We start from the raw sequence: 18,353 nt of genomic DNA, 5'->3' as shown, positions 1-18,353 counted from the left end.
ACATTTACGGGATAAACCAATCATCATTTTTCCAATTCCGGGGGTTGTTGATAATGTATTTCCTGACCCTGGTTAATTGTTCTTCATTGCGAATGATGCGGTCGTGAAAACGGGATTGCCACGAAAATCCGTCGGTTACCTTCCGCACCTCAAACGAAACGCGCCCTTTGTACCAACGTATGATTCGTGATAAATTATCGTGCAACATTGGATTATAATTTCCGGTTATCCCGCCGGGATTTTTATTTGTTGGTATGTCCATTGATGCGTCATCGAAATTTGGATCGTGGGTGGTTGGGATGTCGGTGGTTGGGGCGTCGTCCGTAGAGACGCGATTAATCGCGTCTTTACCATCCGGCACACCATCCCGTGTATTAACACGATCATATTGCGAATGGTCGTTTCCGGATGGATATTCATAATTGTTTTTATCGATTTGTATAATGCCATGAATGTGATTGGGCATAACAATGTATTCATCCAGATTTGCATAATCGAATTGATTGGGTATTTCCATCCATAATTGCCGGGCAATATCGCCTGTGGGCGAATAATTCATTTTTGCGTTTACAATTGCACCGAAAAAACAATTTCTGCCGCCGGTGCAAATGGTTACATAATACCAGGCATTCCGGCCATAATCCCAATTTTTTAACCGGGCGGATTCAATGCGGTATTTGTTTTGGAATTTATCCATTTGATTTAATTGTTTTCTCCTTCCACCATGGCAATTTCTTCATGGGTTAACCCGTAAAGCTCATACACCAGTTGGTTGATGCGGTTGTCGGTGTGGTCGATGCGGGTTTGCAACTGCTCTGTTTTTGATGGGATTTTGATGGTTTGCAATTCTTTGTGGAGGTGGATGATTAAATCTACCAATTTTTCGATTTCCTGTTGAATCTTAATTTCTTCTTTATTTTTTCGATCAATCAATTTTATTGGAAGATGTTTGATGTATTTCGATTCAAAACTATACCAGCCACCTCTCATTTGCGTGGAGATTTTTTTTAAATACCAATCCAATAATCTGCTATTTAATAAACCAAGAACAAATTTTTCCGAGATTCCTTTCTTTACTTTAATTCCATAACCGCCCGAAACTCCTCCGGTAAAAAATATTTCTCCTTTTTCATCGATTGAATAGGAGGCTTTTGGAGCGATATCGGGAGTGAAAATTTTTGGAGTTGAAATTACATCAAGTGCTTGATTTCTACTGTAACCATGCCAGTTTATTGCATCCATTTTTCCACCATCTCTTGACTTCAACAAGTCTTTATTTTCTTTTAAATATGAGAAGGTTAAAGGATATTCTTTTTGTAATTTTTTTTCTGGTATAAGAGTCGTTTTATTGTTTGAATTTTTTTCATAAGGAAATAGAACAAATAAATCGGTACTTTGCAGTCTAAAAGTTTTACTATGACCTCCTTTGATTAATAGATGTAGTAATTTTTTTTCAAGTTCAACATCTTTTTTAAGTTGATTTGAATAAGCAACATAATAGTTTTCGTATTCCGCTTTTTTGAGCAAAATAAAAACTTTGTCTGCACCTGTTTTTAATCCCTGAAAGATTCGATCAGTTACATCTTCTAAATTTGTTTTTAAAGTTGATAATTTGTTAAATACAATCTTTTCTTCTTCAGTAACAAAATTCCATGCTTCATTTGACAGCGATTTAAATGCGATTTCAGAATTAGTCAATTTCTCTGAATTCCTCCATTCTTTTAGGTCCTCAACTTTTTGGAATTTAAATTTTTGTTTTTTGCCTATTCCTGAGAGCGTTAAAACACAAGTATAGGTTGTAGCATTATCAAATACTTGTTGATGTCCAAAATGAACGACTTCCTCAATGTTATTCTCTGAAAGCAAGATTTTTCTGATTCCTTCTCCATATTGTGCTGTAAAAAACTTATGGGGTAGAATATAGCTGACATAACCTTTTGAATTGATTAGATTCAATGCGCGTTCTATGAAAATAACATAGATATCATAATTTCCTTTTGCTGCCGATTGATATTTTTCATGAAAATAAATGGCTTGTTCAGGTGAGTTTTCCTGAATACTTTGAATTCTTATATACGGCGGATTCCCAATCACCGCATCAAACCCGCCTTTCTTAAAAATTTCAGGGAAAGCGCGCTGCCAGTTGAAGGGTTTAATTTTTCTTTCTTCGTCGTCAAATTCGAGCATGGCGTCGTAAAAATCGGTATCCACCAGGCTGTTTCCACTTTTGATGTTGTCGCCGAGGTTCGGCAAAATGCGTTCGTGCCACAGCTTTTGCTGCTGCGCAATGGTGGTTTCAGTTTCGCCCTCCATGCATTTCAGCAGCAGGCTCAGCTTGGTCACTTCCACGGCATTCACATCAATATCGACCCCGAAAATATTGTTGAGCAGAATCCGCTTTTTCTCAGCCGAAGTGAGTTCCCCGGCAGGTGTAACCGGGCTGTTCTTTTTTCCGATGGTAGTGCCGTGGTCGGTATAATAGTCTTTGTGGTAACCGAGCAGGTACTGGTAGGCGCCAATAAGGAAACTGCCGCTTCCGCAGGCCGGATCGCAGATCTTGATGTTGGAAATTTGCCGCGGTGTTTTGCCGCTGATAAGTTTACCAACAGTATTTTTCACGATGTAATCCACCACGTATTGCGGCGTGTAATACACCCCGCCCGCTTTTCGTACCTCGGGTTTTTCCTCGATTTTGGCATGGTGCGCGGGGGTAATGCGGATGACTTTTCCGAGAAACTGCTCGTAGGCATTGCCAAGGATTTCCACCGGCAGCACCGAAAATTCGTAGGGACATTCGGGGTAATACATCTCCTTCACAATGGTTTTAATCACCTTGTTGTCGATTTTCAGGGTTACAGAAATCTTATCCTTTTTAAAATCGAACAGGCCGGAGTTGTATTTGGCATCGGCATTTTTAAAATTGAAAAAGAGGTTTTGCCAGGCGTCGCCTTTTTGATTAACCGAAACCTTCAGTTGTCCGTACGGTTCTACGCCCCGGTCTTCGGCAATGCGCAAAAAAATGAGCCTGTCGATGGTGAGCTGCACCATGTAGTTTATTTCGTCCTCGTCGAGTTCCTTATTGCGTAAACTGATGGTGGTGGCAAGGTAAGTGCGCCATTTGTCGAGCGACTCCAGGAACTCCTTGTCAACGGTGGCGGTTCCTTTTTTGGCGGTATCGCTTTGGATGTATTTATCGAAGCTGCCTTTCAGCACTCGTTCTTTGGAGAAGGTGTTCCAGAGGTAGTCAAACTCATTGGCATACTCACGAAAATTGATGTATTTGATACGTGCTATTCCTGATTTGTCGGATGGTTTCGGTCGTTTGGTACAATCGTACACCGCCAGCTCTTCAAAATCGGTAATGATACTCACCGGCAGTTTGGCGCTCCATCCGTACCGTCTGATTTGATAAGCCACCGAAATGTCCTTTTTGATGTCGATATTCGGCTTTTTGGCTTCCACAAAAAAGAGGCGCTTTCCGCCCGGCAGCCGGAAAGAGTAATCGGGCGCTTTGGTAGCTTTGCCGATTTTCACGCGGTCTTCGTGAATGACTTCGCGGTAGGCTTCGGCGTTTCCCTGGGAATTGTCCACGTCCCAGCCGAGGGCTTTAAAAAACGGGTCGATAAAATCGCGACGGGTTAAGGTTTCGTTGTAATCGGATTGTTTGTAAGAGTCGATTTGTTCGCTGAACCGGGTCACCAGTTCACTGATTTTGGCGTATGCTTCCTGCTTAGTGCTCATATTGGTTAGAAAAGGAAGCAATTTAATAAAATATTATGACAAGCCGGAGAGCACGTTGCTTCTTTTTTTGAGGTGGTGTTTGCCAGCAGGCGGATTACAATCATTCTTGTTTACCTGTTTACCCCCTGGACAACTAAAGTTGTCCTTGTCAGCCTTGTAAAACCCCTTTGCCTCCAACCGCACTTGCCTTACGCCGGCATTTCCCCTAAATGAGGAAAAGCGGAATTTTTAGTGTTTACCCCCTGGATGGATAAATCCATCCCTGTCCCCCTTGGAAGGGGGACAGTCGCTCCGATTAAATGAACTGCGGTTGTGAAGCGACCGGCGACCTGTCAGCGTCAAATAGAATCTTGTGTTTTATTTGGTTAAAATTGACGTATAAATCTCTACATATCGATTGAGATATTTACCTTTCCGCCAAGACCTTTTTCCACAATTTCGAATAAGGTACTCAAAGTGATATTGCTTCCGTCATTTTCAACGCGGGAAATATAAGTTCGCTTCTTATCGATAATTTTTCCCAATTCTTCCTGGGTCAGATTACGTGATTCTCTCGCTTTTCTTAAAAGCAAGCCAATTTTAAACGCTTCAGTTTCCCTGTCCAGGTTATCACGTCTCTCAGTGCCTTTCTCTCCGTACACCCTGTCTTTTATTTCTGCCCATGAGCTAACTTCTCTATTTTCTCCTTTTGTTTTCATTGTATTCATTCATTAATTTCTCCGCTTTTCGAATCTCCTGTTTCGGCGTTTTCTGTGATTTTTTTTGAAATCCATTCAATAGAATAACCAATTTATCTCCATCAAAGAAACAGAAAACACGCCAAATATTACTTCCTAACCTTATCCTGGCCTCATATAATCCATTTGCCCCGGTAATGTATTTCAAATAATTTGAAGGAATTCTCTCCAACGTTTCAACCGCTTCCAAAACTTTGTAGATTTTATCCTGAACCTTTGTGGGTTGCTTCAATAAAAACTCCTCAAAGTAATGTCGGTAAGCGATTATCTTTCGGACTTTCTTCATATTACTACAATAAAACAAAGGTAACTTAAAAGTTACGCTTATCAAAAAATTGTTTTGTGTTTCTACAGTTATTTACTCATCGCTTTAATAATTCTATCTTCTCTAATCAAAACATCTTTCATTAAAAGCTGATGTGGAAATTGTTCCAGATTGGAATTCCTGAATACTTTAAGGATATTTATCAAAGCCCCGGCTGTAATGAGTGACAAGTTTATTTCAAATTCCAAATCACACTCATTAATAAAATCATCAGTAAATTCGGGAGCCACAAGAAGAGATTTAACCACATTGAATTCCGCTTTCCTGGCCAGATTTACATACGATTTTATTTGTCGCGATACTGAGCTGTATTTATTGTAACCTTTTTCTTTTACCGACTTACATTCAACGATTATGATATTATTCTTCCCCAAATTCAGAACAAGATCGATTTTATTTTTAGAAGTATTTAGCTGTTTTTTCAGGGATTCATCAACATTGAATCCTAATTTTTCAAAAATTGATTTGGTAATTTCTTCAAATTTTAAGCCCAGTTCACTTTCTTTAATATTAATTCCGTTTTCTCGTAATGTGGCAATATCTCTTAACCCGATAGCTTTATAATTCTCAATCATTAAATTTTCAGCATCGGTATAGGCGTCCAAAATATTCAGTACCAAATCACCCCTTGATTTAAGATTGTGAGCATCAATAAATTTTTTCAGTTCATCAATTGGAAGAATATCTAAAATGTCGCGCGGTTTAATGTTGTATTCCAATAATGTATTGCTATTTAATACTGTTCCATCTTGCATTTCAAATTCATCAAGAACAATTTTTTCAAAAGTATCCAATGTATTTTTCAAATCAATTAGCAATTTTTCATATCCCTCAACTGAAATACCAACTTTTTCATCTCGCTCAAGATCGTCGAAATACAAAATAATATTTTCAATTTTCTCTTCAATTGTAGAACCACGCAATGGAGTTTCCACTCGTAATCCTTTATCCCAAAGTTCATTTAAAAACTTCTTTTTATCAGTTAAAGAAGTTCCGTCTTTGTGAATATCATTTTTAAGAAGTTTTGAAAATGAAATACCCTCCTTGATTATTTGTTTAATTTTTGATTCATAATCAAGTTCTCTGGTATTAATGTTATGTTTTCGACAAACAAGATTAATCTGGGATTCTTTCAATGTTTTAAGAATTCGACGATAGTATTTATCAGCAACTTCTTTTTTCCTGATTTTACGTAGTACTTTAACAACTTCATCGGCTACATAAATCAAATTATTTTTTCGAGAGTAAAAAATTACTCCAATATTTTTAAGAGAATTAATGACATCATCAATATCAGCCTTTTTAGGTGGTATAATCAAATAATTTATGAGCTTAACTTCTTCTTGTGATAATTCTAACTCATTGGTTAAGGTTAATAATATTGATAACTCATCATCTGTTATTTTAGGGTCATGATTTTTCTCAATGTCATTTTTGTAGGCAGTAAGTAAACAAGCTTTATAAATCTCGTAATATCGCTTCCGGGTTTCATTAATATCAGACTTTTCGTTTTCTAACTGTTTCTTAAGTTGTTGCGTTTTCTTCTTAATATTTTCTAATTCCTTTTCATAAAGACGAGAAAGCCATTCACGACTCAATATGCCATTACCATCTTTAATTATTATGTCTATAAGTATATCTAGTTGTGAAGTAGTATTTACAAATTCAGCCTGAACCGTTTCGGCAAATTCGTTTTTCACCAAATCAAAAACCCTGGCAATATTGATACTGTCAACACTTTTTAAATCATTACTACTGTCTGAAAGAATTTTATCAATCTCTTTGCTGTTTTTCGGGTTGCTGGCTTTTATGTTATCGATAATTTTTAAAAACGAATTCTTTTCTAAAGAATTTACATTATCCAGAATTATTTCCAGTTTCATTGTCTTTGATTTTAGTTAAAATTTCTATGATTTTTGAATCTATATTGTCAATTTTTTTCTCGAGCTCATCATTATTATCGCTCACCATTGAATCTACAAAAATTGAATTAACCAGCGATAGGCCAAAAATTCCACCTGTTAAAACAACAAAAATAAAATACAAATAAGTAAAAAAAGAGGCTGATTTTGAATAATTTTCGATTACTTGTTCAGGAATTTCAAACCATCCCTCAACGGTAAAAATTTTAAATGTTGAATAAAGTGATATCATTGGATTACTGAAATATTCCGAACCGCTGTTTTCGAAAAGATAATATGAAAGAATTCCGATGATAAAAATATAGATTAGGAAGCCGGAGAACACGAATAAAGATGTTTTTAATGCGCGCTGTATTCCAGAAACCAACTGCCCAATATTTGGGATAAACTTAAAGAACCGGAATGCTTTAAAAACTCTTAATACACGAAAAACAAGCAAAAAACTAAAATCTAAAACACTAAAATTAAACAGGAAAGCAATTAATGCAGGCAATGACAATGCAATTAAAATGAAATCAAGTTTATTCCAATTTGATTTAAAATAGTTTTTAATTCCAAAAGCTTTAAATTTAATAAATAGCTCAACTAAAAATAGCGTTGTAATCATATTATCCGCTAATGAAAATAATTGTCTTTCAGAATCAGTTTGTAAGTAACCTCCTGCAATAAGTAATAATGCATTTAGAAGAATCAGCCCAAGTATAAATCTATCGTTTAAGAATATATTTTTTATCATAGAACTAAATTCTTTGCATAATCAATGTTCAATAAAGATTAAAATTGAATCTCAAAAAATATGGTTGTTCGAAGCTGAAAGAGCAAATAACTTTGGCAAATCCACTAAGATTAAGAATTTGGTTAATGTGATTTGTTATTTTGATTGTTTTGTTCAAGGTCAGTTTCGTTAAGCCTCAGTATTTTGTAAAACTAACCAACTTTAATTTAAAAAGCAAAAGGAGCTTGTTGAAATTCAATTCGAACAAAATTCAATAATCTTAATGTGTTAAGTGACCTGTCAGCGTCGAAAGACCTGTCAGCGTCATTAAGAATTACAACCTTATTTTTCAAATTTGACCTTAGTAGAATTGATGATTCATTTGAAATTAAACCTTATTGACCTTATTACTTCCGATGTTGACCCCCTGGACGAATAGATCCGTCCTTGTCCCCCTTGGCAGGGGGACAGTCGCTCCGATTCATACCTGCTGCTGAATAAATTTTTACCGACACGGATTTGGGGATCTGGGCTGTAGGAAGAAATCCGGAGGATTTCAATGTTTACAGAAATGTCAGTTCACATGATACCCCTGGCTGTTTACCTCCTGCGCTCTGAAAGTGTTGTATTGTGTTTGGTTTAAGGGGTAATCCCAGCACCCCATGCGATGAAAAAAGGAACCACCAAAACCACTTTTGAAGCGGTAAAGTCCGTGCATCGGGTGGCCCGAGTTGGCATTGGGAGCTGCGCCAAACATGTCGTACTCTTCGCAGCCTGCTTCCTGCGCGAGCCGGATGCCTTCCCACTGCACCGCGTAAGTAGCCATCAGGTTGCGCCTGTTTGCCGAAGATGCTCCGTACAAATATGTGCCCCGTTTTTTCGACAATACCAGAAACATGGCCGCCAGGAATTCGCCTTCATAATCGGCCATCAGCAAGTGGGTATTAATGTCTTTTGCCGTATTCTTCTGAATTTCAAAAAAGTTGTAAAAATTATCTTTGGGGTGAAGAGTTATTCCGTTGCGCATTGAAGTTTCGCGGTACAAATCATACCAGGTTTCAAGCATGTCCATGCCATAGCTTTTTACCTGCACTCCCCTGCGCTTCGACAAACGAATGTTGTACCGTGTTTTGGGTTTCATGTTTTGCAAAAGCCTCTCCTGCCCCTGGTTCAAATCCAAAAAAATAGTATTGGTGGGTAGGTTGTCGCTCCGGCTCTTTTGCAGGTTCCAGTTGTTGGTTTTAAAATTCACCCTGAATTCCTGCTGGTTGGCCGATGGAGGACCGCTCCAGTTGCCGCGTTCGTCAAAAAAATCATCTTCGTGCGCCCACTGGTTTTCCCAGGGGAGATCGAACCGTATAAGAATGCAATTTTCAGGCAGATGAGGACGCATAGCCTCGGCCAGCTCTTCCATAAAAACGCCCTGGTTTTCAAAGTCGGGTTCATTTACAGGCCCGTAAGGAATATATGCAACACTGTGTTTATCGTCGATGTAACGCACCAACACCAGCAAATCGTCATTTATAAATTTTTGTCCGCTACTCGCTGGTTTCAGTAAATCTTCCGAAGCAGCATACTCAAAAGCAAAAGGTTCCAGCCCCTGCTGATTTTTCACACGGGCCCAAAACGAAGTTTGCTGAACCACATTGGTTGCTTCAATATCACGAATCGCTTTTTCTTCCAGCTTGCAATGCATAATCCTGTTGACTTTTGGGCCGGCAAATTTAAAAAGCATACTGGCAGCACAAAATGATATCATCCATGTTCTGAAATACATACCTTCTTGAAAGCAAAAAACAACAATTTATGAATCTCGCATCATCACATTCTTCAACAGAAACAGAGCATGACGGGAAGAATAGCTTTTGCAAAACAGTTGTTAATTTTAGGTTACCAAATAACTTATGCTCAGCATCTTGAAAAAAGCAAGTTTGGTGGATTTACTGTTGGCTACTCTAATTGTCACTCATTCAACCAACAAAAAAAACAGCGATATCAATCTTTGTTTTTCCCCAGTGCTGCACTGGCAAAAATTTTGAAAATGGTTGTAATGAATGCGGGAGGCAATGAGTGAAGAATATCAAAAATTCATTCAGAAGTATAAAAAAAACCCCTGAAAACTGAAAGATAATTTTTTCCCGAAGGAAAGATAAATAATACGCCATGACAAATTTACATCTTTCATTTCCAGAGGCTTTTACATTAACACGCCAACCTACAAATTGTTTTTATGGAAATAAAAAGATTCTGCCAGAAAAAAATCAGTAGGCGCGTTTGTGTTTTCCTTCAATATAATTTATAAATGAAGAATTCACCACCCTGTTGCCTCCGGGAGTGGGATAATTCCCGGTGAAGTACCAGTCACCGGTATCGTTGGGGCATGCTTTGTGCAGGTTTTCAACCGACTGGTAAACAATTTCAACTTCCGAAAGGCATTCATCGGGTTTTAACAATTCAGAGATTTTGGCAGAAATTTGTTCGGCTGTAAAAGGACGGTAAATCTCACGGACATAGTTCACCATTTCTTCTTTGGGCAGGTTTTGTTGCTCCTTGCATTTTTGGTAAACCTCGTCGATGACCGATTCCCGGCCAGTTTCTTTCAGCAAAGTAATGGCCGCGTTAAAGGCAATAAATTTATCGAGCTGTGCCATGTCAATTCCGTAGCAGTCGGGGTAACGGATTTGTGGAGCCGATGAAACCACAATAATTTTTTTGGGATGCAGGCGGCCAAGAATTCTCAAAATACTGTTCTTCAAAGTTGTTCCCCGCACAATGGAATCGTCGATAACCACCAGGGTATCCACTCCGTTTTTAATAACCCCGTAGGTTACATCGTAAACGTGGGCCACCAGGTCGTCGCGGCTGGCATCGTCGGCAATAAAAGTGCGGAGCTTCACATCTTTAATGGCAATTTTCTCCACACGGGGTTCAAACGAAATAATTTTCTTGATATCCGCATTGGTAAGCGATCCGTTTTTCTTTTTCAGCTCATCAATTTTCCAGTTGGTAAGGTAACTGCGCACTCCTTCAAGCATTCCGTAAAAAGCAGTTTCCGAAGTGTTGGGGATGAAAGAAAAGACTGTATTAATAAAATCGTAATCAACTGCTTTTAAAATGGCCGGGCTGATTAACCGCCCCAGCTCTTTGCGTTCGTTGTAGATGTTCCGGTCGCTGCCCCGCGAAAAATAAATCCGTTCGAACGAGCAGGAAGTTCTTTTGTGCGGCGGACGAACCATTTCATGTTTCACTTCCCCTTTCTTTTTAATAATCAGCGCTTCACCCGGTTCAATTTCATGCACTTCATTCCACTGCACATTCATGGCCGTTTGAATAACCGGACGTTCGGACGCCACCACCACAATCTCGTCGTTGGCATAATAATGCGCGGGCCGGATGCCCCACGGATCGCGCACCACAAAAGCATCGCCATGGCCGATTAACCCTGCCATCGCATATCCGCCATCCCAGTCCTTGGTGGCCCTTTCCAAAATATTTCGGATATCGAGGTTGCTTTCAATCAGCGGCGAAATTTCGTTGTTCTGGTAGCCTTCATTTTTATATTGCCTGAATAGCAACTGGTTCTCTTCATCGAGGAAATGCCCTACTTTCTCAAGGGCCGTAACAGTATCAGTATAAGCTTTGGGATGTTGCCCCAGGTCAACCAGCACTTCAAAAAGTTCGTCGGTATTGGTCAGGTTAAAATTGCCCGCCAGCACCAGGTTTCTCGACCTCCAGTTATTCTGGCGCATTACCGGATGCACAAACTCAATGCTGTTTTTCCCGAAAGTACCGTAACGCAAATGGCCCAGATACAATTCCCCGGCAAACGGGTAATTTTGGTAGGCCCATTCGCAATCATTCACATCAGTTCCTTTGCGGATAGCTTTTTTCAGCGGTTTGTTTATCCTGTCGAAAATATCTTTAATGGGGTTTTGCTGAATGGAACGGTACCGGTTGATGTAGGTACTCCCCGGGGCGAGGTGATCTTTCACGCAAACTGCGCCTGCACCGTCCTGCCCGCGGTTGTGCTGCTTTTCCATGAGCAGGTAGAGTTTATTGAGCCCGTATTTCCAGGTTCCGTACTTTTCTTTGTAATACGATAACGGTTTTAAAAGTCGAATTAAAGCAATTCCGCATTCGTGCTTAATCTGGTCGCTCATATTTATTTGTTTTCAGCACAGGAAAATTTATGATGTCAGGAACAATAAATGCACCGGGGTAATTTTTACGGATCCGATTGTACAATTTCATTGCATCTTTTTTGGTCCTGAAATCGCCAATCCTCACTTTGAACACCGGTGCCCTGAATTTTACGTAAACATTTACATCGGGGTATAACGACAGGAATTCCACTTTCTTTTTCAGGGCCTGTTCTTTACCGTTAAGCGCCGAGCTTGAAAAAATTTCAATACGGTACCCATCCATTCCATCGCGCCTTCTGTTATATTCAATATGCCATTTCAGCATTTTATCGAGGCGGGAATCCTGGGTCAAGTCAAGTTCTGAAAGCAGTTGAATGCTGTCAACTGTTATTTCGGAAATAGCTACAGTATCAGAAGTAGTGCTTTCAGGAAACTGAACCTGCGCTTGAGCAAGCTGGCAAAAAAACAAACCTGTAATGATTAAAAAAAGTACCCTCATTAATCCCTTAAATTGAGAATGCAAATATAACGTAAAAACCTTAAAACAATAACGGATTTTCTTACTGACAATTGTCTGCAGGAATTTTCTGTTACTGAAAAGCCCCTTTCTCTTTTAAAATAAACTGGCTGCAAACTACTCTTCGCTGAGTGCTTTTTCCAACTCGGGTGTAATTTCCAGGTTGTGGTAAACATTTTGTACATCGTCGTCTTCTTCCAGGCGTTCAATCAGGCGCAATACTTTTTTAGCGTCTTCCACATCAAGTGCCGTAGTGGTTGTTGGAATACGCTGCAGGCCCTGGCTTTCAGCATCAATGCTTAGCTCTTCCAGTTTTTTTGAAATGTTGCCAAAATCCTCCATGGCAGAAGTAATTTCAATAAAACCGTCATTTTCTTCCAGTTCTTCAGCACCGGCATCAATCATCTCGAGCTCAAACTCATCCATGTCAATTTTGTCCGTAACCGGAACTACAAAAACACCTTTGGTTTCAAAAAGAAAGGCTACTGAACCATTGGTTCCCAAATGCCCGTTATGTTTTGAAAAAATTGACCGCACACTGCCTACCGTACGGTTGTTATTATCCGAAAGACATTCCACAAAAATGGCAATTCCCTCGGGCCCGTAACCTTCAAAAGTCATTTCTTCAAAATTGGAAGAATCCTTATCGGCCTTGTTAATTGCCCGTTGAATCACATCTTTGGGCATGTTCTGACCTTTGGCATTTTGCACCGCTAAGCGGAGCCTCGAATTGGCTTCCTCATCGGCGCCGCCCAGTTTGGCTGCTACAGTAATCTCTTTCGAAAGTTTCGAAAACATTTTCGACCGCTTGGCATCCAGTGCCCCTTTTTTCCGTTTTATGGTTGACCATTTGCTGTGACCTGACATATGCTTTTTGTTCTTTTAAATTTCTATTAAGTTACAAAAATGTAGAAAATGGCAATTTCTGACAAACACGAAATAATATTCTTTTGAAAGTGGATTCCTGTTAATCGGTAAAATGAACTAAATTTGCCCCACTTGACATGGAACAAAAAAAACTATACATAGAAACTTACGGATGCCAGATGAACGTGGCCGACAGCGAAGTGGTGGCTGCTATTTTACAGGAAAGGCAATACCAGTTGGTAAAATCGCCCGAAGATGCTGATGCGGTTTTCCTGAATACCTGCTCGGTTCGCGACAATGCCGAAAAACGCATTTGGGGCAGACTGAACCATTACAATGCCATCAAAAAGAAAAATAAAAAGCTGGTGGTTGGAGTGCTCGGGTGCATGGCCGAACGGGTTGGCAATGAATTTCTGGAGAAAGGCGTGGTTGATTTGGTGGCCGGGCCCGATGCCTACCGCGATCTCCCCTATTTAATCGATAAAGTGGAAAGCGGCGAAAAGGCCCTCAACACCGAATTATCGACCATTGAAACCTACGACAAAATCACTCCCGTGCGCCTTGGCGACAAAGCGCTTTCAGGATTTGTAAGCATTACCCGTGGGTGTAATAATTTTTGCACCTACTGTATTGTTCCGTACACACGCGGACGTGAACGCAGCCGCTACCCACAGGATATTTTAAATGAAGTAAAAGATCTTTCGTCAAAAAACTATAAGGAAGTAACCCTGCTCGGGCAAAACGTTAATTCGTTTAATTGGCTGCCGGAAGGAGAACGAAAACCGGTGCGCTTTTGGGATTTGCTGGAAATGGTTGCTAAAATAGATCCTGAAATGCGGATACGTTTTACCACTTCGCACCCCAAAGATATGTCGGACAAAGTGCTGCACATAATGGCGCAGTACCCCAACATTTGCAAACACATCCATTTGCCGGTGCAGTCGGGCAGTTCGCGCATTTTAAAGCTGATGAACCGCAAATACGATCGCGATTGGTACCTCGACCGCATTCGGGCCATTAAAACCATTTTGCCCGGTTGCGGATTATCCACCGATGTATTTACCGGTTTTTGCAGCGAAACCGAAGAAGACCACGCCCAAACACTGTCGCTGATGGAAGAGGTAAAATTCGATATGGCTTTCATGTTTAAATATTCGGAAAGGCCCGGCACCTACGCAGCCAAAAAAATGAAAGACGATGTGCCGGAGGAAACCAAAACGCGCCGGTTAAACGAAGTGATTCAACTCCAAAACAGCCTTTCGCTGGAAAGCAACCAAAAAGATATTGGCAAAGTGGTTGAAGTTCTTGTGGAAGGTTTTTCAAAAAAATCGGACCAGCAACTTTTTGGCCGGACTTCCGAAAACAAAGTAGTGGTATTTCCCAAATACAATTTTAAAAAAGGCGATTTTGTAAAAGTAAAAATCAATAGCTGCACCCAAACGACTTTAATTGGAGACGTGGAATAAAAAATTAAATTATGGCCATAATTGAAGATTTTAATGCCTATCGTTCAAAAATGAATGACAAAATACTGGGTAGCGACAATAAAGTAATGAAACGGCTTTACAGCCTCGATACCCTGACTTACCAGGATGGCGCACTTAGCGGCAAAGTGAAAGAAATGCTCGGCCTGGCCACATCAATGGTGCTGAGGTGCGACGATTGCGTGAGATACCACCTGGAAAAATGTTTTGAACAAGGGGTAAGTACCAACGAAATTTTTGAAGTTTTCTCGGTAGCCAATGTGGTTGGCGGAACCATTGTTATTCCCCATACACGAAGAGCGCTGGAATACTGGGAAGCATTAAACAACCAGAAATAAAAAACTTTCAGGTTTAAAATTGTTATAGTAAAAAACAACTTTCAAGTTATGAATAAAGTTTATGCAATTTCCTCCTCTGGAAAATCCGAAAAATCATTTCTCGATTTACGCTTCGGAAAGTGTGAAAACATTGTTATTTACAACGAGGCAAGCGGTACATATTCAATTGTGGAGAATCCGTACAAAGATACAGATCACAGCGGGGTAAAACTGATTAAGCACCTTCAGAAAAAAGGCGTTTCGGTAATCATTACCGGAGAAGTTGGCCCTATGGTGAGCAGTTTACTCGAAAAAGAAAAGTTGCAGCTTGTTCTTTTACAGGAAGAAAAAATTAAGGTGGAAGAAATAATTAACCGGATAAACCAAAAGGCTGGCTAATACAACCCCTGATTCACAAAGGGAATTAAAGCCAAAACCACACCTGCACGGTATAACTCAACCCGATCGATTTGGTTGTGGGTAAGCAACCCCACGGCCCCGTTTTTTTGTTTCGAATTTGTTTCGTTAAAAACCATGTCGTTGGCCACTCCAAGCTCCATTCCACCAGCCACCAAATGGGCTATCTTTTTTGGAAGAACAAATGACGCAGTCCGGGCCTCACCATATTTTCCTGCCGAATAAATAACCACCCATGCAAAAGCGTGAACATCTTTTTCATTGGCCTGAATTCCACCCTCAATGGCCACCCAATAGTCAGCGTCATAAATCTGATTCCGGGCGGCTTTTACCCGGTTGATTGCTCCAGTAAGGGTTTCATCATCGGTGCCTGGCTGTTCTGATACTCCTGAGTCAACCAGGACACTTTCAACTGTAATATCATTAAAATACGATTTAAATCCTTTTTGTACAGCTTCAATTTTTACCGGATTTTTCGAAGCAACTACAATCTTCATGTTGTGTTATTTTAATACATATAAAATATGCCGGATACTTTTATCAACCAAAACTTAATGGTTATGCCGGTTTTTTTAATTTTGCCTTTTAAAAATAAAAATGTTAGTAAGAATAGCAAAAAAAACAGATGTTTCTGCAATTGTCCAATTTCAAATGGCAATGGCCGAAGAAACGGAAAATATTAAACTTCACCAACCTACAGTAGAAAAAGGTGTAGAAGAAGTAATAAACGACAACACAAAAGGCCGTTACTATGTGGCTGAAAAAAAAGGTAAAATCATAGGTTCGCTTTTAACTACCTACGAGTGGAGCGACTGGCGCAATGGAACTGTGCTTTGGATACAGTCGGTATTTATACTGCCCGAATTCAGGCGAAAAGGGGTTTACAGCAAAATGTATTCGCATTTAAAAGAAATGGTATTGCAGGAGGAGTCGCTGAAAGGAATTCGTTTGTATGCCGACAAGGACAACAAAGCGGCCCAAAAAACTTATAAAAAACTGGGCATGAGTCCGGATCATTATATAACTTTTGAATGGCTAAAATAATACACCCTGGTTTTTGAGCAGGATAAAAAATTCCCCGTTTTGAATCAGTATCTACATAAACTTATTGAAGAGGGCGAACACCAGCAGCAAGATTTCAAGTACTGCATAAACGACTCGAAAAAAATTGCCAAATCGCTTGTTGCATTTGCCAATACCGATGGTGGGCGGTTGCTCATCGGGGTAAAAGATAATGGCAAAATTGTGGGAATAAGCACCGACGAAGAGTTTTACATGGTTGAGGCAGCCGCCAAAATTTACAGTAATCCGCCCATCAATTTTTCAACTAAACAATGGAATTCCGAAGGAAAAACCGTACTCGAAATCTCCATTGAGCCAAGCATTGAAAAGCCCCATTACGCGAAAGACCAAAGTGGAAAGTGGCTGGCGTATATCAGAAAAAACGATGAAAACATTTTAGCACACAAAATCCAACTGGTGGTTTGGAACAAACAGAACAGCCCAAAAGGAATTTGTTTTACCTATTCCGATGATGAAAAATTTCTGATTCAGTACCTCCAGGAAAACGAAAGGATTACATTTTCAAAATTCATGCGGCTGGCTCAAATTTCGAGGCATAAAGCGCAGGAAATCCTAAGCAATTTCATAATAATGGACATCATCAGGTTAAACACAACCCACGAGGGTACTTACTTTTTTCTGAATACTGATTTCGACAAGAATGAACTCGTGAAATTTAAATAAAAATTTTACACTTCTTTAATAATGTGGATTGAACTTGTTGGATATTCCAATGTTAAATGGTAGTAGCCGAATAATTCCAGGAAAGCGTTTGATTAAGCATTTATTCAATAAAAAATAAAAAACAGTAAATTTCACAGATCTTTTAAAGATTTGACTTTGAACAAAAATATTTCTACTTATTTTTACTGATTCAAAATTAAAATTAAAATGAATATGTTACGAAAATCAATGATTTTATTACTTGCACTAACTGCAAGTATTTTTACTTATGCTCAGAATGACTACCTCGAAGCCGAGGCAGAAGATAATGAAAAAATTTATCAGGGTGGCGACACACACATGGTAAAAACCTATCTGCATAAATTTAAATCGAAAAAACCCAAAAATGTAATTCTTTTAATTGGTGACGGAATGAGTTTACCTCAGCTCCAGTCCGGTTTAATCGCAAACAAAGGACAGCTGTTCATCCAAAATTTCAAATATACAGGGCTGATGAGTACAAATTCAGCTGACAATTACATCACCGATTCAGCTGCAGGCGGAACCGCCATTTCAACAGGGGTAAAAACATACAATGGTGCCATTGGAGTTGATGTAAACGACAATCCGGTTAAAACGATTTTGGAAGATGCCGAGGACAAGGGATTAGCCACAGGGCTTGTCTCCACATCAGCTATTACACATGCCACACCCGCCTCGTTTATTGCTCACCAAACCAGCCGGAATATGTATGAAGAAATTGCCGCCGATTTTCTGAAAACAGATATCGATGTGTTTATTGGCGGGGGCTATAGCCATTTTACCGAACGCGAAGATGGCCGCAACCTCGCAAACGAACTGGAACAAAAAGGTTACGTTGTTGAACAGGATCTAAATAAAATAAAAAAAGTAAAAAAAGGAAAGCTGGCTGGGTTTACAGCTCCGGGACATAACGGAAGAGTAGCCGAACGCGGTGATATGCTGCCTGTTTCCACCAAAACAGCCATTACTGTTTTGAGCAAGAATAAAAAAGGATTCTTCCTGATGGTTGAAGGTTCGCAAATTGACTGGGGCGGCCATGCCGGAAGCACAATTTATGTGGTGGAAGACATGCTCGATTTTGACCAGGCTATTGGCGAGGCCCTGGAGTTTGCATCAAAAGACAAAGAAACACTGGTTATTGTAACTGCCGACCATGAAACCGGTGGAATGTCTATTCTGGAAGGCAATCCTGAAACCGGCCTGGTAAAAGGAGAATTTACAACCGGCGGCCACACTGGCTTAATGGTGCCTGTTTTCGCTTATGGTCCGGGTGCTGAAGAATTTATCGGTTTTATAGACAACACCGACATCAATAAAAAAATTAAAGAACTGATTATCAGCAATTAACAATACTGCAGCCACAATTGAAGCCGAGACCGTAAGATAATGGGTTTCGGCTTTT

Annotated in this window: 18 protein-coding genes; 7 read left to right on the top strand and 11 right to left on the bottom strand. The window is 39.7% G+C overall.

Annotated elements, in window-relative coordinates; translation table 11 throughout:
- Positions 1-4 precede the first annotated feature (4 nt).
- The 7 genes from BUC07_RS02105 to BUC07_RS02075 form a co-directional block, all read right to left on the bottom strand.
- A complete protein-coding gene (locus tag BUC07_RS02105) occupies positions 5-697 on the bottom strand; it encodes a transposase (protein ID WP_073164810.1) in 693 nt (230 codons plus the stop codon).
- Between the two features lie 5 nt (positions 698-702).
- A complete protein-coding gene (locus BUC07_RS02100) occupies positions 703-3,741 on the bottom strand; it encodes an Eco57I restriction-modification methylase domain-containing protein (protein ID WP_073164806.1) in 3,039 nt (1,012 codons plus the stop codon).
- Positions 3,742-4,127: 386 nt separating this feature from the next.
- Positions 4,128-4,439, bottom strand: coding sequence for a helix-turn-helix domain-containing protein (locus BUC07_RS02095; protein WP_073164803.1), 312 nt, complete (start codon positions 4,437-4,439; stop codon positions 4,128-4,130).
- Positions 4,417-4,764 (bottom strand): type II toxin-antitoxin system RelE/ParE family toxin, encoded by a 348-nt coding sequence (locus BUC07_RS02090; RefSeq protein ID WP_073164800.1) that lies wholly within the window; start codon positions 4,762-4,764, stop codon positions 4,417-4,419. Before BUC07_RS02090 ends, BUC07_RS02095 begins: the two co-directional genes overlap by 23 nt.
- A gap of 68 nt (positions 4,765-4,832) precedes the next feature.
- Positions 4,833-6,686, bottom strand: a complete 1,854-nt coding sequence (locus BUC07_RS02085) for a hypothetical protein (RefSeq protein ID WP_073164797.1) — start codon at positions 6,684-6,686, stop codon at positions 4,833-4,835.
- Complete coding sequence (locus BUC07_RS02080; RefSeq protein ID WP_073164794.1) at positions 6,661-7,461, bottom strand: ion transporter; 801 nt, start codon at positions 7,459-7,461, stop codon at positions 6,661-6,663. The genes BUC07_RS02085 and BUC07_RS02080 overlap by 26 nt, the downstream gene beginning before the upstream one ends.
- A 553-nt stretch (positions 7,462-8,014) precedes the next feature.
- Positions 8,015-9,217: a lipid II:glycine glycyltransferase FemX gene (locus tag BUC07_RS02075; protein WP_217652621.1), complete on the bottom strand. Its 1,203-nt coding sequence runs from the start codon at positions 9,215-9,217 to the stop codon at positions 8,015-8,017.
- A 69-nt stretch (positions 9,218-9,286) separates the two neighbouring features.
- Here BUC07_RS02075 and BUC07_RS02070 point away from each other — a divergent pair, with 69 nt between their 5' ends.
- A complete protein-coding gene (locus BUC07_RS02070; RefSeq protein ID WP_073164791.1) occupies positions 9,287-9,514 on the top strand; it encodes a hypothetical protein in 228 nt (75 codons plus the stop codon).
- Positions 9,515-9,701: 187 nt separating this feature from the next.
- On the opposite strand, the gene BUC07_RS02065 is transcribed toward BUC07_RS02070, so the two are convergent.
- The 3 genes from BUC07_RS02065 to BUC07_RS02055 form a co-directional block, all read right to left on the bottom strand.
- The gene (locus tag BUC07_RS02065) at positions 9,702-11,600 is read right to left on the bottom strand and encodes an amidophosphoribosyltransferase (protein WP_073164789.1); all 1,899 of its coding nucleotides are present in this window, start codon (positions 11,598-11,600) and stop codon (positions 9,702-9,704) included.
- Entirely contained in the window at positions 11,584-12,081 is a 498-nt protein-coding gene (locus BUC07_RS02060) for an SPOR domain-containing protein (RefSeq protein WP_073164786.1), read from the bottom strand. Before BUC07_RS02060 ends, BUC07_RS02065 begins: the two co-directional genes overlap by 17 nt.
- A 135-nt stretch (positions 12,082-12,216) precedes the next feature.
- Complete coding sequence (locus tag BUC07_RS02055) at positions 12,217-12,966, bottom strand: YebC/PmpR family DNA-binding transcriptional regulator (protein WP_073164783.1); 750 nt, start codon at positions 12,964-12,966, stop codon at positions 12,217-12,219.
- A gap of 137 nt (positions 12,967-13,103) precedes the next feature.
- Here BUC07_RS02055 and miaB point away from each other — a divergent pair, with 137 nt between their 5' ends.
- From miaB to BUC07_RS02040, 3 genes are read left to right on the top strand one after another with little or no spacing between them, the layout of a single operon-like run.
- Positions 13,104-14,432: a tRNA (N6-isopentenyl adenosine(37)-C2)-methylthiotransferase MiaB gene (gene miaB, locus BUC07_RS02050; protein ID WP_073164781.1), complete on the top strand. Its 1,329-nt coding sequence runs from the start codon at positions 13,104-13,106 to the stop codon at positions 14,430-14,432.
- 11 nt (positions 14,433-14,443) lie between these two features.
- A complete protein-coding gene (locus BUC07_RS02045; RefSeq protein WP_073164778.1) occupies positions 14,444-14,788 on the top strand; it encodes a carboxymuconolactone decarboxylase family protein in 345 nt (114 codons plus the stop codon).
- 48 nt (positions 14,789-14,836) lie between these two features.
- Positions 14,837-15,166, top strand: a complete 330-nt coding sequence (locus BUC07_RS02040) for a NifB/NifX family molybdenum-iron cluster-binding protein (protein ID WP_073164775.1) — start codon at positions 14,837-14,839, stop codon at positions 15,164-15,166.
- Here BUC07_RS02040 and yjjX read toward each other — a convergent pair.
- Positions 15,163-15,681: an inosine/xanthosine triphosphatase gene (yjjX, locus tag BUC07_RS02035; protein ID WP_073164772.1), complete on the bottom strand. Its 519-nt coding sequence runs from the start codon at positions 15,679-15,681 to the stop codon at positions 15,163-15,165. The two genes, BUC07_RS02040 and yjjX, sit on opposite strands and share 4 nt — an antisense overlap.
- Before the next feature lie 100 nt (positions 15,682-15,781).
- Here yjjX and BUC07_RS02030 point away from each other — a divergent pair, with 100 nt between their 5' ends.
- The 3 genes from BUC07_RS02030 to BUC07_RS02020 all read left to right on the top strand — a co-directional run bounded on the left by BUC07_RS02030 (position 15,782) and on the right by BUC07_RS02020 (position 18,298).
- Positions 15,782-16,228, top strand: a complete 447-nt coding sequence (locus tag BUC07_RS02030) for a GNAT family N-acetyltransferase (protein WP_073164770.1) — start codon at positions 15,782-15,784, stop codon at positions 16,226-16,228.
- A gap of 39 nt (positions 16,229-16,267) precedes the next feature.
- Complete coding sequence (locus BUC07_RS02025) at positions 16,268-16,930, top strand: AlbA family DNA-binding domain-containing protein (RefSeq protein WP_073164767.1); 663 nt, start codon at positions 16,268-16,270, stop codon at positions 16,928-16,930.
- A 213-nt stretch (positions 16,931-17,143) separates the two neighbouring features.
- Entirely contained in the window at positions 17,144-18,298 is a 1,155-nt protein-coding gene (locus BUC07_RS02020) for an alkaline phosphatase (protein WP_073165011.1), read from the top strand.
- Positions 18,299-18,353 lie beyond the last annotated feature (55 nt).

It is taken from the genome of Tangfeifania diversioriginum, from assembly GCF_900141875.1.
GTDB lineage: Bacteria > Bacteroidota > Bacteroidia > Bacteroidales > Prolixibacteraceae > Tangfeifania > Tangfeifania diversioriginum.
Note: the sequence above shows the minus strand (reverse complement) of the source record. Positions and strands in the feature narration are given on the sequence as shown.